The sequence below is a fragment of the Selenomonas sp. oral taxon 136 genome (assembly GCF_001554015.1).
GTDB lineage: Bacteria > Bacillota > Negativicutes > Selenomonadales > Selenomonadaceae > Centipeda > Centipeda felix.
The window spans coordinates 1,021,217-1,035,671 of record NZ_CP014239.1; the positions used below are offsets into that span (position 1 = coordinate 1,021,217).

The 14,455-nt window shown below is 60.6% G+C and carries 16 protein-coding genes and 1 riboswitch; all 16 genes read right to left on the minus strand.

The features are described from left to right. Positions 1 to 3: 3 nt before the first annotated feature. The gene (cas6, locus tag AXE86_RS04895) at positions 4 to 759 is read right to left on the minus strand and encodes a CRISPR system precrRNA processing endoribonuclease RAMP protein Cas6 (protein WP_061945248.1); all 756 of its coding nucleotides are present in this window, start codon (positions 757 to 759) and stop codon (positions 4 to 6) included. Next, positions 743 to 1,975 carry a type III-A CRISPR-associated RAMP protein Csm5 gene (gene csm5, locus AXE86_RS04900; protein WP_061945250.1) on the minus strand — a complete coding sequence of 411 codons (1,233 nt, stop codon included), beginning with the start codon at positions 1,973 to 1,975 and terminating at the stop codon, positions 743 to 745. The genes cas6 and csm5 overlap by 17 nt, the downstream gene beginning before the upstream one ends. After that, positions 1,972 to 2,982 carry a type III-A CRISPR-associated RAMP protein Csm4 gene (gene csm4, locus AXE86_RS04905; RefSeq protein ID WP_061945252.1) on the minus strand — a complete coding sequence of 337 codons (1,011 nt, stop codon included), beginning with the start codon at positions 2,980 to 2,982 and terminating at the stop codon, positions 1,972 to 1,974. Before csm4 ends, csm5 begins: the two co-directional genes overlap by 4 nt. Continuing rightward, the gene (gene csm3 / locus AXE86_RS04910) at positions 2,979 to 3,716 is read right to left on the minus strand and encodes a type III-A CRISPR-associated RAMP protein Csm3 (protein WP_335338505.1); all 738 of its coding nucleotides are present in this window, start codon (positions 3,714 to 3,716) and stop codon (positions 2,979 to 2,981) included. The genes csm4 and csm3 overlap by 4 nt, the downstream gene beginning before the upstream one ends. Further along, entirely contained in the window at positions 3,716 to 4,141 is a 426-nt protein-coding gene (gene csm2 / locus AXE86_RS04915) for a type III-A CRISPR-associated protein Csm2 (RefSeq protein ID WP_061945256.1), read from the minus strand. The genes csm3 and csm2 overlap by 1 nt, the downstream gene beginning before the upstream one ends. Then, on the minus strand, positions 4,134 to 6,554 hold the full coding sequence (gene cas10 / locus AXE86_RS04920; protein WP_061945258.1) for a type III-A CRISPR-associated protein Cas10/Csm1: 2,421 nt from the start codon (positions 6,552 to 6,554) through the stop codon (positions 4,134 to 4,136). The genes csm2 and cas10 overlap by 8 nt, the downstream gene beginning before the upstream one ends. Positions 6,555 to 6,689: 135 nt before the next feature. Next, positions 6,690 to 6,824 carry a secretion protein HlyD gene (locus tag AXE86_RS13160; protein WP_071884687.1) on the minus strand — a complete coding sequence of 45 codons (135 nt, stop codon included), beginning with the start codon at positions 6,822 to 6,824 and terminating at the stop codon, positions 6,690 to 6,692. 28 nt (positions 6,825 to 6,852) lie between these two features. Further along, on the minus strand, positions 6,853 to 7,257 hold the full coding sequence (locus AXE86_RS04925; protein WP_061945260.1) for a type II toxin-antitoxin system HicB family antitoxin: 405 nt from the start codon (positions 7,255 to 7,257) through the stop codon (positions 6,853 to 6,855). A 17-nt stretch (positions 7,258 to 7,274) separates the two neighbouring features. After that, positions 7,275 to 7,457: a type II toxin-antitoxin system HicA family toxin gene (locus AXE86_RS04930; protein WP_061945262.1), complete on the minus strand. Its 183-nt coding sequence runs from the start codon at positions 7,455 to 7,457 to the stop codon at positions 7,275 to 7,277. A gap of 57 nt (positions 7,458 to 7,514) precedes the next feature. After that, positions 7,515 to 8,003 carry an energy coupling factor transporter S component ThiW gene (thiW, locus tag AXE86_RS04935; RefSeq protein ID WP_061945264.1) on the minus strand — a complete coding sequence of 163 codons (489 nt, stop codon included), beginning with the start codon at positions 8,001 to 8,003 and terminating at the stop codon, positions 7,515 to 7,517. After that, positions 7,997 to 8,800, minus strand: a complete 804-nt coding sequence (gene thiD / locus AXE86_RS04940; protein WP_083501156.1) for a bifunctional hydroxymethylpyrimidine kinase/phosphomethylpyrimidine kinase — start codon at positions 8,798 to 8,800, stop codon at positions 7,997 to 7,999. Before thiD ends, thiW begins: the two co-directional genes overlap by 7 nt. Before the next feature lie 12 nt (positions 8,801 to 8,812). Further along, positions 8,813 to 9,634 carry a hydroxyethylthiazole kinase gene (gene thiM, locus AXE86_RS04945; protein ID WP_061945266.1) on the minus strand — a complete coding sequence of 274 codons (822 nt, stop codon included), beginning with the start codon at positions 9,632 to 9,634 and terminating at the stop codon, positions 8,813 to 8,815. A 16-nt stretch (positions 9,635 to 9,650) separates the two neighbouring features. After that, positions 9,651 to 10,823 (minus strand): putative hydroxymethylpyrimidine transporter CytX, encoded by a 1,173-nt coding sequence (cytX, locus tag AXE86_RS04950; RefSeq protein ID WP_061945268.1) that lies wholly within the window; start codon positions 10,821 to 10,823, stop codon positions 9,651 to 9,653. Between the two features lie 49 nt (positions 10,824 to 10,872). Then, positions 10,873 to 10,979, minus strand: a riboswitch (TPP riboswitch). A 7-nt stretch (positions 10,980 to 10,986) separates the two neighbouring features. Then, positions 10,987 to 11,865: a PRC-barrel domain-containing protein gene (locus tag AXE86_RS04955; protein WP_061945270.1), complete on the minus strand. Its 879-nt coding sequence runs from the start codon at positions 11,863 to 11,865 to the stop codon at positions 10,987 to 10,989. A gap of 26 nt (positions 11,866 to 11,891) precedes the next feature. After that, positions 11,892 to 12,779, minus strand: coding sequence for a tetratricopeptide repeat protein (locus AXE86_RS04960; RefSeq protein WP_061945272.1), 888 nt, complete (start codon positions 12,777 to 12,779; stop codon positions 11,892 to 11,894). Positions 12,780 to 13,117: 338 nt separating this feature from the next. Continuing rightward, entirely contained in the window at positions 13,118 to 14,407 is a 1,290-nt protein-coding gene (locus AXE86_RS04965) for an O-acetylhomoserine aminocarboxypropyltransferase/cysteine synthase family protein (RefSeq protein WP_061945274.1), read from the minus strand. Between the last annotated feature and the right edge of the window lie 48 nt (positions 14,408 to 14,455).

Sequence of the window (14,455 nt, forward strand, 5' to 3'; positions counted from 1 at the left end):
CGTTCATCCTTTCCAGATATCAGTCTCTACCGCGCCCATGCCGAGGGCGGTTTTGATGCCGAGCCCCGCATAGGGGGCAAAGGTGAGGAGTGTGCCGAGGATGCGGCGCACCATGTCGCTGCCCGCGAACTGCAGGGCGATCTGTCCGCGAAAGCCGCGGATGTTATACCCCTCGACGGAGAACGCCGCAGAGCGCAGGGCGTAGCGTGTGAGGCGCGTATGCGCTGCCAGGGTCTGCGCGAGGTCGTCTTCCTCGATGCGGATGTCGGGACAGAATCTGTTCCACCGTGCGAGGAGGCTCTGCAGGATGAGTGCGCTCTCGGGCAGGATGATGTATGCGCCGCCCTGTTTGAAGCTGGTCGGTGTGAGAAAGTGGATCTCTGCACCACGCGGTGCGGTCTCCGCGCGAAAGTATTCATCGGCGATGTCCTGATAGCCGCGCTCCTCGATGCATTGTATATTTTGCATATCGACGGTGTAGCCCTTTTGTCTGAGATGGATGTGCTCCAAGCTCTGCAGTACCGCGCCGATGATCTCGCCCGCTGTGCGGTCGAGTGTACCGATACGCCAAATGACGCGCTCCCGCGCTCTGTCCCAACGGATGCTCTGGCTGTAGGGGCGCAGGTTCTCTGTGTGCAGGTAGTCGGCGTAGTCCTCCGGCAGCTGCTCGATGAGTGCGCCGTGGAGGATGGAGCCCATGGAGGAGGGTGCACGCGCGCCGTCGGGCAGGCGCAGCTCCGCCTCAAAGCGTCTCAGCATTGCCAACCCCCGTGATGGAGCAGAGACCCATGATCCAGTCCGCCCCGTCGGTCTGCGCTCTCTTGAGTGTACGAGGGGTGAGGCGCACGTCCGTTTCCATGTGTTTATGTGATGGGTTGGTGAACTGTTCGTCAAAATACGCCGCCGCAAACCGCCGCGCATCGTTTTCTTTGTCGGCAAGCGCATAGATAAGGCTCTTGGTGAGGAACCCTGTGCCGCCGCCGAGGAGTGCATTCGCCTTAAATGCGGTAATGTCGTCAAAGAGCGCGCCATAGTATTTGGCGTCAATGGCTTCAAAGACGCGCTGCTGGCGCGTCAGTCCGTCGAGGGTGCAGGTGCGCAGCATATTGAGGACGGATGGCAGCGAGTCAATGCCCGCCGCGCGGAGCATGGGGAGGTTCGCGGTGATGGTGAAGCGCAGTCTGCTGTCTGCGGGGATGCACTCGCGAAAGAGGACGATCGGACTTTCGCCGCGCCGCTCGCCGGGCTTGATGAGGGTTGTTGCGTCAATTTTCTGCACGATGATGGTCGGAGCCTTTGCCGCGCATCCGACGAGCATCGCGTCACTGACACAGAGTCCGCGCAATGCGCTCGCGGCGGCATCCCCGCGCTCTGTGTCCTCATAGGTGAGGGTGTGCAGGAGTTCCTGTTCGAGCCGCAGGATGATCTCGTTCCACTTGTGTCCCTTCTCCTTCAGCGAGCCGCGGACAGAACAGATTTCCTGCCAGTAGGGGCGGAAGCGCGCGGGGTCTTTGCGGATGAAGTGATGGAGGATGCCCGTGCGCAGTGTGCCCTTGATACTGCTGCCGGGGATGTAGGGCTGCGCGTTGTCGGAGCGCACGAGGTGACACACGACTTTGTTGAGCGTGGGCTTTCTATTCTTATATTTTTTCTCCGAGAGCTGCGCCACGGGAACTTTGCGGCGGATAGCGCCCGCCTTTCGCAGATCTGCCTCGGTGACACGGTTGGCAGTCAGCCACTCAAGCAAGTTGCGCGGACTGCGCCCTGCGCCCTCGATCTCAACGTACTTGATGAATGCCTCGGTAAGTCCGCGCGTCTCAAGAAAGGCAAGCCATTTGGATTCGTTCAGGAGGCACAGCTCAAGCTTGTCCCTGTTATAGAGATACTCGAAGGTTCTCAGTTCCTCGCCCGAACCGATGTGGACGGGGGCAATGCACTTGATCTCGTAGGTTTGCCGTATGATGTCACCCTTCATGCTGTCACCCCCGCGTAGAGTCCATAGCCGTAGCGCCAGACGGGATGTCCGTCGTGCGTCCCCAATGTGCTGCATGTACCGCCAATCCGCACAGGAAAACAGGAACCTGCGTCGAGGAGATAGACGCTGTTCTTCTTCTCGGCGGCATGGGTCGGGTAGCTGATGAAGCCGCCCGCACGGCGCAGCCGATACGCCCCCGCCTTGACGGCGGCGAGGTCGTCCGCTGTCGGGAGGACGGGCGCGAGCGCGAGCTGCCACGGGGCACGATCCGCTGCGAGCATGTCTCTGAGTGCTGCGATGTCGCCGCCATCGTCCGCATCCGTGTGAATGATTTCGCCGACACGGAATTTGCCATAGCCACTCGTACGCTTGCCGCCGATGCCTGCCATGCCAAGCCATGTGAGGAGGCGATGCAGCCACGCGCCCATCTCCGCGTCCCGCACGCGGGCGATGAGGAAGAGCCCCGCGCGGGCGGCAAAGGTGAACTGAGCGACGTAGTAGGGCAGCGGTTCCTCGCCGCGTGTGTTCACACGCTGGCACAGGAACTCGATGCCGAAGGCGGCGTCAAAATCGTTCTCCTCGAAAGGGATGCCGCGCTCCATGGCGCGGATGTAGTCCTGCATACGGCTCGCACGGATGTATTTGAGTTTTTTCTGCTTTTTACGCAGGGTGGCGTTCGCGCAGGTGGTTTGGTAGTCCTCGCGCCACTCCCGTTCTTTGCGCTCCACGCGCAGGACGGGGCGTGGGAGGAAGAGTGCCATCGCGCCGTCGCTTTTGCGGCTCTGCCACGGCAGGAGGTCGGAGAGGCGCAGGTCGCCGCGCTCGACTTCCTCCGCGAGGCGTACGAGGCTCTCCTCCTCCCCTGCGGCAGCGAGCTCGGCGCAGAGCGCACCAAAGAGGACATCGGCGGGGTACTCCATGCACGCCTCGTCCAGTCTGCCGCCGCGTCCCGGCTGTCCGAAGTGAACGGCCGTCTCGAAGTGGAGCGGATAGATCACATAGCTCACATGGATCCGCCACCCTTCTGCAGCATCTCCGCAATCCTCTGCAACCGTTCCTGGGTCATGGCGTTCTCGGCATGGATCGTAAAGTGCTTTACATGGAAGTCGCGCAGCAATACTCTGCCATACCCGCGCGAGCCGTGCCCGCCGAGGTAGTCCATCTGCAGGAGACGGATGCCATCGGCGAGGATCTGGAGATCCTCTGCCAGATCGCCCTCGTCCTCGATGTTGTAAACGAGACGGAAGTCGAACTCTGCGCCGGCGGGGACGCGTTCGATCTGACGCGGGTTTGCGGCGGCGCTGATCCGACTGATGGTGTTTTCAAATTTGATCTCGCCGATGTAGGTGTCCAGTTCCATCGCGGCAAACCGCTGACAGGACGCCTCCGTCATGCGGATGTCGGAAAACTGCAGACGCGCGCCCAGACCTCCCGCACCACTCTGCGCTGCCGAACCGAAAAGTCTCTGGATCACAGGGCTGTCCTCATCGATCTTGTTCAAAAAGTATTCGTCCGTCGAGAAGCTGCGTGCAAGGAGTGTGCGGATCTTCCCCTTGAGCGAGCTGCCGGGGATGATGGGCCGCTTCGTCATCGGATCGCGCAGGAATGGGCTGTCCACTGCACCGATGGGCGCAAAGTCGGAGGACGCACCGATGTGCAGCCCTGTTTCGAGGCGCAGGATCGCCCCAATGTCGAGTTTTCCCTTCAGTGCCCGCTGTCTTGTATTCTTCTGCTCCATCATCATTCACCTTCCTTTTCTCCGTAAAATTTATGATAGGCGACCAGTGCCTCAATGAACTGTGCGAACGCCATGTACTCTTTGAGATCCGTGCCGACCGTGTCGATGTACTCCTTCAGCTGCGTATCCTTCGCGAACTGCTTAACCCCCTTGTTGCCGCGTGCGACTTGATAGGCGAGCTTGACCTTGAGAAACCGAACCTCCTTGGCGAGGTCTTCGCTCAGCTCGCGGGTCTGCTCCTGCTGGTGGCGGTAGAGGGTGATCTTGTTCGTCAGCGTGTTGACCGCCGTGAGAAATTTACGGATCTGGTTGGTTGTCAGTCCATTTGTTCCCCCGAGCAGTCGGTCATTTTTGAGTCCGAGGATGATCTTCTCTGCTTTTCCTGCAATATCATCCGTCTCCGTCAGTTTTTTGATCGTCTCAGCCATTTGATCCCTCTCCCTTCTCTCGGATGCTGTAAATGATAAGCTGCAATGCGGTGGACAGCTGTCGGCGCTCTGCCGGGTCGCGGTACCACTCGTAGAGCTGCGTACGCACGCGCCGATACGCCTCCTGTGCGGGGCTCTGTGCCGGCGGAGCGAGCCGTGCGAGCGCGTACGCAAAGCGTGCGAGCTGGATCTGTCCGTCCTGCTCCAACAGGGTGAGCAGCCGATAGACGGCACTCTTGCCAAGGCTCAGCCGCTCTCCTTTCGCCCCCTCTTCAAAAATGCAGTGCGCACGCAGGAAGGCGAGTTTCTCCCCGCAGACGTGGTCGATGAATACGTCCCAGCCATAGATCGGCGTGTGTCGCTCGAACTCTGCGAGGGAGCGTCCCTCGGTGACCGCACCAAAGAGGGCGACGCTGTCCTTCTGCGGTCTTCCGTCCGCACCGCGCTGATCCTTGGCGCGCGATTCGAGATCGCCGGTGCGGCGCGCCATCTCGGCGACGGGGCATTTGTCCTTGAAGAAGCCGAGCCCCGCCGAGAAACGGAGTTTGCCGCCCGTAAAGCGCAGGAAGGCACGGCGCAGATCGACGGCGAGCTCGACGATGTCGTCCCACGCGCCGAGGAGGAAGATGTCATCTCCGCCCGAGTAGACGATGTGGACGTCGCGCTCCGCCTTCTTTTCCCTGCCAAAGAGGGAGAAGGGCGCGGTCTTTTGTCGGTCGCCGACACCGCTGACACTGCCGCTGCAGAGGAGGTTGATGTAGTGCTTGAAAAAGAGCGAGAGCCGCTGCGAGAGCGCCGCCGTGCGCGTCATGGTGACGTACTCCGACGGGAATCCCGCGAGGAATGCCGCGCCGAGGTTGTCCACGTCGGCGCGCATGACACCGATGCGCGGGATGCCCTTGCTGTCCTCCGTACCGCCGCTGCGCTGTGCAAGGTTCTCCATCTCGAGCAACGCCTTGTTTTCACGCGCAGAGTAGTCGCCGAGCCAGAGGTGCGCGGCGGGCAGATCACCCGTGTACGCTGCGTTCTTCGCATAGATGCGCTCGATCTTATACGAGAGACGGTCGACATCGTCCAGCTCCTCTGCCGTGAGGTAGAGGGTACGCCCGATGCCGGGCAGGGAGAGCGCCTCCGCACTGCGCTCTGCAGAGACGCAGAAGGCGTTCTTTGTCAGGATGCGCTCGCCAAAGGTGAAGAGATGAGAGCACACCCCGCACGCCTCAATGGAGGAGTCGGCGGAGTAGGGCATGAGATGTGTTGTGGAGGTGTGGCAGACGGCACATTCACGGTCCTTGTCCCGCGTTTTGTTCCACGCGCTCTCGGGCACGAACATCGCCGCGAGCTGATCCTCGGAGTAGCGGCAGAGTTTTTCCGCCGAAAGCCCCTCGCTCACGCGATGAAACGCCTCCTGTGTGCCCTGCCCCGCAAACTCCGCCCCCGTGCACGCCGTCCACGCCATCGCGAGGTAGAGACTGCTGCCGAAGTGCTCCAGCATCCAGCTGTTGGCCTCCGTATGGCAGCGTGTGAGGAGGTTCTGCACGTCCACGGTGTTCGGCAGGAGCAGGTAGAAGTGTCCGCCGCCCGTGTAGAGGAGTGCACTGCGGCTGATGCCGCACGCGCTGAGGATCTCGTCCACGATGTTCTCAAGCAGGATCTCAAGGTAGAACGAGCGGCCGCGCAGACTCTTGAGTGCGCCCTTGGACGGGATCGCGTAGATGAACGGCTGTATCCCCGAGATGTCCGCCGATACGAGGAGGAATGCGGGCAATGCTTCGCCGCCCCGCTCCTCGTATGTGTGTGCACTGTGGATGTCCTGTGCCGCCGCATAGCGATGGAGCGCAGCCGCGTACGCCGCTGTCATGCGTGCGTAGTCATAGAGCGCGATGTCCGCGCCCGCAGGGGACGGCACATAGCTCATTGTCTCCTCAAGGACGCGCAGCAGTTCGCCGAGCGGCATGTGTACGGGGGATTTGCGTGCAAAGTGTCTCGCGAGCCGATCGCAGACCTCTCGATGCCCGCGCACTGCGTCATCAAGGTCGCCGACGGGACGCGGAAAGAGCATCCCCGCCCCATCCGTCAGGCTGCGGATTGGAAAGCCCTCCTTCGATCCATTGGCAGCACCGAAGCGATTGAACACGCTCTCAAGGTGTGTGGGCTCATGCGGCGCGGCATGTTCCGATGCGGATGTTCCCGCACCGGCAAGCCGCTGTGCCGCATCGAGGATCCATCCAATCGCGTCGTCGGATGCGCCTGCGTCGGCACGCAGCAGCTGCAAAAGCGCCGCATCCTCCGCGCAGTATTCTGCGAGGAATGCCGTCCCCGCATCGTGTGCAGCAGGATGCGCACGCGCCGCGAGAATGCGGACGGTGCGCAGGAGTGCCGCCCGTTCGATCCGTTCACACAGATCTTCCATAGCCTCATCTCTTTTCGTTTGCCCTTAATCTTAAACTAATAAGAAATATTCTCTCTCCCGATGAAAATTCCTGCATGTTTTTAAGACAGCAACAAAAAAGCAGCACACGGCTGCTTTGCTTATGTTATGGGAATATTAAGGAAGCATTGATAAATTCAGCACCGCCATCTTAGCGTATCTTTTTTGCCCGCTCAATGTCTGCAAATCCTCCACATAGCTTTGGCTATGCGTCCGATTTGCCTCCTCAATCGGACGAAAAATCTGTGCCAATCTGAGGGTCTATTTTATCAGTGATTCCTTAAGCCTCCATCCCGCATTCGCGACGAATCGCGTTCTGTAGGAGCTGAGAGAAGTTGATGTTGTGCTCGCGTGCGAGCGTGTCCATCCATGCGGGGATGGTGAGGGTCTTCTTGACCGAACGGTTGTCCGTACGGCGTAGGTATGCCTCCTCGTCCCATTCGATGAGTGTGGTGAAGTCGCGCCCATGCGTCTCAATGTCAGCAGGATCGGTCGCGGGCGGAAAGGGCTTCTTGTCCGCTTTGAGCGTATAGAGATAAAGCCCGAGCGCATCACTCGCCATATAGAGGGCTTCGTGGAGAGTATCGCCCTCGGTAACACAGCCGAGCAAGTCCGGAAAATCCACGGTATATCCTCCCACACACTCATCTGGGCGAAAAACAGCCGGGTAAACAATTTTGTCCACAGCAATCCCTCCTTAACTCATTCAAGCCCCGCTTGCTTTAGAATTGTTTTGAATGTCCCAATACGCAAATCTTTGTTGTGCATAGGAATGATTGGCATACCAGGCTTGGTCGGATGTTTTAGGATATAATGCGATCCATTGATGCGTTCGATCTGCCAACCATCCTTCTTGAGAATTTTCAGCAATTCCTTCGAGGTCATAATGATTGCCTCCTCGCATCACGTGTATTCATATTTTAACACATATCAACACGTATATCAATCCTGCCGCAGCTTCGGCAGCAGGAAGCGCAGGAGGACGTAGGCGAGGAGGCTGCCCGCGCCTGTGGAGAGGAGGAAGGGGACGATGTAGATGGTGTAGCTCGTGGGGTTCAGTCCCATGAGGAGGGCGGCGACGGGATAGGCGGCGAGTGCGCCGAGGATGCCGGTACCGAGCGCCTCGGCGATGCAGGTGATGCCGAGGCGCTTCGTATAGTGGTAGGCAAGCCCGCACGAGAGCGCGCCGATCATGCTGCCGGGGAATGCCATGAGGCTGCCGAGCCCTGCGATGTTCCTGAGGAGGCTCGCGGCAAATGCGACGCCGATGCCCCAGAGAGGGCCGAGAAAGACAGCGGCGAGAATGTTGACAAGGTGCTGCACGGGGGCGCAGCGGCTGCCGAGCACGGGGATGCTGAACAGTCCGCCGAGGACGGCGACGGCGACGAGAATTCCGGCGAGGGTGAGTTTGCGGGTGCGTGTGTCTAGCATATAAATTCGCTCCTCAGATCAAATCCATGCGCCAAGGGACCACTGCCCGCGCCGAGGTCAAGCCCTGCGGCAAGTGCCCCCGAGATGTATGCCTTCGCACGTTCGACGGCGCGGTCGATGTCCATGCCGCGTGCGAGGTTCGCGGCGATGGCACTTGAGAGGGTACAGCCTGTGCCGTGGGTGTTCGCAGTTGGAATGCGCCGCCCCTCGAACCAACGCGTGCCGGCACCGTCGACGAGCAGGTCGTTCGCGTCGTCAACGCTGTGTCCGCCCTTCATGAGCACCGCTGTGTGTGCACGCTCATAGATGCGCGCCGCTGCTGCGGTCATGCCCTTTCGGTCGGTGATTGCCGTATCCGCGAGCACCTCCGCCTCGGGGATGTTCGGTGTGATGATCGCCGCACGCGGCAGGAGCAGTGAGACAAGCGCCTCCACAGCATCCTCGCTGATGAGACGTGCGCCGCTGGTCGCGACCATGACAGGATCGACGACAACATTTTTTACCCTGTATTCGTCCAGTTTCTCGGCGATCACGCGGATGAGCGCAGCATCCGCGACCATGCCGATCTTCACCGCATCGGGTGGAATGTCGGTAAAGACGGCATCGAGCTGCGCCGCGAGAAAGGCAGGCGGGACGGCGAGGATGTCGGTGACGCCCGTGGTGTTCTGCGCGGTGAGCGCGGTGAGTGCGCTCATACCGTAGACACCGTGCGCGGTCATGGTCTTGAGATCCGCCTGAATCCCCGCGCCGCCGCTTGAATCGCTGCCCGCAATGGTCAGTGCTGTGTGCATTTTCATCGTGTTCCCTCCTTAGAGCTTCGTGATTCTGCTGTGTGCCGAGAGTTCTTCGTCCGTCATGCAGTAAATGCTGTCTATGATCCGTGTGCGGTACGTGGCATTGCCGTCGCGCTCCCCCATCTGCGCACATGCGATCTCCCCCGCAACGCCCATCAGGGCAACAGTCTCGGCAACGGACGCGAGAAGTCCCAGAGGCTCAACAGCGAGAGCTGCCGCAAGGAGGGCGGAGAGTTGACAGCCCGTCCCCGTGACCCGCCCCATTTCGGCGCGCCCATTTCGGACAGCATACACGGTCACACCATCCGTCACAAGGTCGATGGCACCCGTAACGACAACGATCACCTCCGCGCGTGCCGCAAAGCCGCGCAGGAAGTCCGCCGTCGCCGCGAGAGTCTCCTCGGTGACGGCATCCGCTGCGCTCGCGTCGACGCCCTGTGTTGTGCCGCTCCCGATCGCCAGTGTACGAATCTCGGAGATGTTGCCGCGCACGACGGTCAGATGCACCTCATCGAGGATACGCAGAGCGGTCTCGGTGCGCAGTCTGCTTGCCCCCGCGCCGACGGGATCGAGCACAACAGGATGTCCGAGAGCGCGTGCGTGTTTGCCTGCCGCAATCATGCTCGGGATGGTACGCGCGTTGAGTGTGCCGATGTTGAGGCAGAGTCCCGCGCAGAGGGCGGTAATCTCCTCCACCTCCTCCGGATCGTCCGCCATGATGGGACGCGCACCGATGGCGAGCAGGACGTTTGCAACGTCGTTGACGGTGACGTAGTTGGTGATGCAGTGGACGAGCGGGGAGGCCGCGCGGATTTGGTTGAGGGTTGATGAGGTCATCGCAGTTTTTCCTTTCTTATGCTGCACGTTTTCCAAAGATACGATTTGCCGCGAGTGCAAGCAAAAGCGTGATTGCCATGGTCGGGAGGGTGCTGCCGACGGGGGTATCGAGTGTCATAAGATAGCGATAGCAGAGAAAGCCGATGAACCAGACAGCGAGGTTGACCGTGTGGACAGAGCGTCCCACCGCATCCTCGCGCAGGAGGAAGTAGCTCGCGATCTGGACGGCAATCATCGGGGCAAAGACCGAGCCGATGATGTAGAGGAAGCCAGTGATGTCGTCCATCGGATAGAGCGATGCCGCAACCGCACCGAGGATGGTCACGCCGATGCCGACGGTGCGCCCTGAGACGGAGCGCACGATGCTCTCGCTTGAGACACCCGCCGAGTACGCATCGAGATACGTCGTGGTGACGGTAGAGAGGATGACAACGCCGAGCCCCGCCACACCAAGCCCCGCATGCAGCATGATCTGCGCGATGTCCGACTCGCCCGTGAGAATCGCCGCCCCCATGCCGATGAAGTACATCCAGCAGCTGACGAGCCCGTAGACGAGTGCGCTCACGGCGGCAGCGGTGGCGGGTCTCTCTGCCTCGCGCGTGTAGTCCGAGATGAGCGGCAGCCATGAGAGCGGCATCGCAATCGAGAGCTCGAGTGCCATCGCAAAGCTCATCGTCTCGCCTGCAGGAGATCCCGTCGCCTCCGCGCTGCCCCAAATGACAGAGCAGAGAAGTACGGTGAGCAGGAACAGCCCTGTCATGGCGACGGCGTTCACGCGCTCGATGCGCAGGATCCCGATCCGAATCCAAACAATAATCAGTATGCCGATGACAAGGCACCAGAGCCAATGCCCTGCATCCATCACCGTATTTGCCGCGAGTGCACCGTCGTAGATCATGATGCTCGTCCAGCCGACGAGCTGAAAGACGTTCAGTGCGGCGAAGAGCAGCCCGCCACGTGCACCGAACGCCATCTTGACCGTCTCCATCGCACTGCGGCGCGTACGTGCACCGATCAGCCCTGCAAGAAAAAGTAAAAAACAGCCAATGATGTGCCCGACTACAATGGCAATCCCGCCGTCGCGAAAGCCGAGCGGCGCGAAGAATGTGCCCGTGAGTATCTCCGCGAGCGAAACGCCCGCACCGAACCAGATCAGTGCATTTGCGGGGATACTTGTACGCTTGTCCATGTGAGCCTCCTTCTATGCAAAAACGCGGCTATGCCAACTGACATAGCCGCGCTATCTGCACATATATCCCTACGTTGGCATTATCCAAATCAGGTTATGGGTCGGGACGCATTGTCCCCTCTCAGCCGACTGCTGTCAGCTCCCCTATTCTATTGTTTGTTCCTTACTGTGCGCTCATCGAGAGTTCGATGAACTTGTTGCCGAGCTTGGCCTTCTGGAGGACTTCCTCGGTGATGTCCGCGCCCGCCTCGACGATGACGACGCCGTTGTCCATCTTGATGGTGCGCGTCGCCTTCTTGCCGAGGAGGAAGCGGCGGTGACGATCCTCGTTCGCGCGCTCTGCGTCCTTGGCCTCGTCCTCTGCCGGTGCCTCAGGGGCAGGCTCCTCTGCGGCAGGTGCGGGCTCCTCTGCCGGTGCCTCGGGGGCAGCCGTCTCCTCCGGAGCAGCCGGCTCTTCGGCAGGCGTCTCCTCCGTAGGGGCAGTCTCCTCGACCGGCTCAGCCGCAGCGGGCTCTGCTGCGGGGGCTGTCACAGCGGGTGCCGCCGGTGCAGACGCTGCATCAGATTTTTTTACGGCATCGCCCTCCGGCGAGATGACCGTGACTTCCTTTCCGAAGATGGCGACCTGATCTGCCGTGACCTCGGATGTCGATCCCTCAGGCGCAGTGATCTCGCATTTCTCAATGCTGCCGTCGTCACCGATGTAGATCTCTGTGATATTGCCCTGAATGACACCCGTGCGCGTGATCGCCTTTGTACCGATGACGCGGATGTTGTCGTCGAGCAGGGTTTCAAAATCTCCCGCCGCATCGAGCGTAAGGATGTTCTCGCTGTTGTTGATGGTGACGGCATCGTCACCGACGGCAATCACGTTATCGTAGGGGATGAGCTTGACTCCGCGATACCAGTCCTCGTCCTCAATCGTGATCGCTGCGACGATGCGGTTCGGCGCATCAATGAGGAGGGTCTTGCTCATGCCGAGCTCGCGCCCCTCTGTGATGCTGATGACGGGAAGTCCTAGGATGTCAACGCTTTTCTTCATATTTATTCCTCCATTTTCATAAAATGTCAGGTGTGATTGCCCGCCTGTCGGTCAGCCGCCGCCAGTACATCCTCCGGCACCTCGCCGAAGGGGAGCGCAGGGGTTCCCCGCGCGCGGAGCATATCCGAAACGGCGTGCAGGGTGCGGCGGGAGTGTCGAAACTCCTGCACCATGACGGCGTTCTTGGCAATGATGGGCAGCGCGAGCGCCTCGTCAAAGAGACGAAGCGCCTCGTCGTAGTTCCCCAGACGCTTGTAGAGGGTGGAGAGCTCGATGATGAGATATGGCATGTAGGAGTCCTGCGGGTACCGTGCGAGTGCCTTTCGGTAGGCGGCGACGGCGCGCTCAGGCGCAGGCTCTGCCGACACATAGGCGATGTCGAGCAGCGCATCGAGCCCATCCGGCAGGTGTTCTGCCGGCGAGGGATCTGGCGGTGGACTCTTCGCGGGCGGTGCCGCCACTGGGGGCGGTTCTGCCGCCAAAGGCAGTACTGCCGCGAGGGGTGGAGCTGGCTTCGCTGCGTTCTTCTCCACGTGTGCCTTTGTCTTTTTCTTTTTTGCCGCCGATTTCTTTCCCGCCGGTTGGGGCGGGGCTTGGGGCATGGCAGCTGCCGTTGTCTTTGCAGGGAAGATGGAGACGGACGGTCGCTCCGTTATGGTCTCTGCCGCAGCGGGCATGGCGGTCTGCCCCTCCTCAAAGGAGAGCGGTGGATTCTTTGCCGCACGCCGCCGCGCCCGCGCCGCCATCAAGCGGTCAAAGAGGGTGACGAGCAGCCCCGCGCCCGCGATCAGTCCGCCGAGTCGCCAGTAATACGTCTGCGTCAGCGGCGGAGCATAGTGGATCAGCCCGACCACGAGGGCAACACTGATGAGGACGGTGAGAATGAGTGCAGAAAGCCGTATCTCCGAAAACATCGCCGCCCTCCTTCCCCTAGGGCATCCCCATCACCGATGAGGTACTGCGCGTCCATACCGCGTGGTGCCCGGTCAGAAATTCGAAGCATCCACATATAGGTACTCTAGGACGCTTTCGACGTAAATGCGGAAAATCCTTCTATCATATACAAAATTTTGCGAAAAACATTAAAAACTTTTCCAACAGAGCTCATACAGAGCGACGATCAGTGTATCAAAATGATGGATGTCCCAGTGAAGCATCGACACAAACAGGCAAAATGGATGACACCCAACACAAAAACCTCTGCACGACGGAAAGCCTTCGCGCAGAGGTTTTACTTTTACAGGAGAACGGCTCAAACAGCGTCAAATGCTGCCGTGAGGTCGGCGAGGAGGTCGTCGATGTGCTCGATGCCGATGGAGAGGCGGATGGTGCCTCTGCCGATGCCGGACGCTGCGAGCTCGTCGTCGTTCATCTGGGAGTGCGTGGTGGTCGCGGGATGGATGACGAGCGACTTGACATCCGCGACGTTCGCGAGGAGCGAGAAGAGTTTCAGGTGATCGATGAAGCGGAACGCCGCCTCCTGCCCGCCCACGATGTCAAAGGTGAAGATCGATACGCCGCCCTGCGGGAAGTACCGCTCGTAGATGGCGTGATCGGGATGATGCGGGAGCGAGGGGTGGTTGACGCGCTCGACCTTCGGATGCTTCGCGAGGAAGTCCACGACCTTCAGTGCGTTCGATACGTGCCGCTCGGCGCGCAGGGAGAGTGTCTCGAGCCCCTGCAGGAAGAGGAATGCGTTGAACGGAGCGATCGCCGCGCCCGTGTCACGCAGGAGGAGGGCACGGATGTAGGTGACGAAGGCGACGGGGCCGAGTGCCTCGACGAAGTTCACGCCGTGATAGCTCTCGTTCGGCTGCGTGAGGTGCGGGAAGCGTCCCGATGCCTTCCAGTCGAAGGTGCCGCCCTCGACGATGACGCCGCCGAGGCTGGAGCCGTGCCCGCCGATGAATTTCGTCGCGGAGTGCACGACGATGTCCGCGCCGTGCTCGATGGGGCGCAGGAGGTACGGCGTCGCAAAGGTGTTGTCGATGACGACGGGAACGCCCTGCGCGTGTGCCGCCTGTGCTACGGCCTCGATGTCCACGAGATCGGCGTTCGGGTTGCCGACGGTCTCGATGAAGACGCATTTCGTGTTCGGGCGGATGGCATCGGCGAAGCCCTGTGCGCCCGCCCGCGGCTCGACGAAGGTCACGTCGATGCCCCAGTCCTTCGCCGTGTGCGCGAGGAAGTTGTACGTACCGCCGTAGATGCTCTGCTGTGCGACGACGTGGTCGCCCTCATGGGCGAGTGCCTGGATCGTCGCTGTGATCGCCGCCGCACCCGAGGCAAAGGCGAGGGCCGCCGTGCCGCCCTCGAGTGCCGCGATGCGCTTTTCAAAGACGTCCTGCGTCGGGTTCATCAGGCGTCCATAGATATAGCCCGGATCCTTGAGCGCGAAGCGGTCGGCAGCGTGCTGCGCATTGTGGAAGACGTACGAGGTCGTCTGATAAATCGGCACAGCACGCGCATCCGTCACGGGATCGGCTTCCTCCTGTCCGACGCGCACCTGCAAGGTCTCAAAATGATATTTCTGCTCACTCATGGCGATTCCCCTCTCAGCCAAAACGATATAACATATTTTATTGCTATG

Coding starts and splice junctions, on each gene's coding strand:
- thiD (WP_083501156.1), bottom strand. CDS start 8,800: ATGAAAATGCACACAGCACTGACCATTGCGGGCAGCGATTCAAGCGGC.
- AXE86_RS04955 (WP_061945270.1), bottom strand. CDS start 11,865: ATGAAGAAAAGCGTTGACATCCTAGGACTTCCCGTCATCAGCATCACA.
- csm5 (WP_061945250.1), bottom strand. CDS start 1,975: ATGAAGGGTGACATCATACGGCAAACCTACGAGATCAAGTGCATTGCC.
- csm2 (WP_061945256.1), bottom strand. CDS start 4,141: ATGGCTGAGACGATCAAAAAACTGACGGAGACGGATGATATTGCAGGA.
- cas6 (WP_061945248.1), bottom strand. CDS start 759: ATGCTGAGACGCTTTGAGGCGGAGCTGCGCCTGCCCGACGGCGCGCGT.
- cas10 (WP_061945258.1), bottom strand. CDS start 6,554: ATGGAAGATCTGTGTGAACGGATCGAACGGGCGGCACTCCTGCGCACC.
- csm3 (WP_335338505.1), bottom strand. CDS start 3,716: ATGATGGAGCAGAAGAATACAAGACAGCGGGCACTGAAGGGAAAACTC.
- thiW (WP_061945264.1), bottom strand. CDS start 8,003: ATGCTAGACACACGCACCCGCAAACTCACCCTCGCCGGAATTCTCGTC.
- AXE86_RS04930 (WP_061945262.1), bottom strand. CDS start 7,457: ATGACCTCGAAGGAATTGCTGAAAATTCTCAAGAAGGATGGTTGGCAG.
- AXE86_RS04960 (WP_061945272.1), bottom strand. CDS start 12,779: ATGTTTTCGGAGATACGGCTTTCTGCACTCATTCTCACCGTCCTCATC.
- cytX (WP_061945268.1), bottom strand. CDS start 10,823: ATGGACAAGCGTACAAGTATCCCCGCAAATGCACTGATCTGGTTCGGT.
- AXE86_RS04965 (WP_061945274.1), bottom strand. CDS start 14,407: ATGAGTGAGCAGAAATATCATTTTGAGACCTTGCAGGTGCGCGTCGGA.
- thiM (WP_061945266.1), bottom strand. CDS start 9,634: ATGACCTCATCAACCCTCAACCAAATCCGCGCGGCCTCCCCGCTCGTC.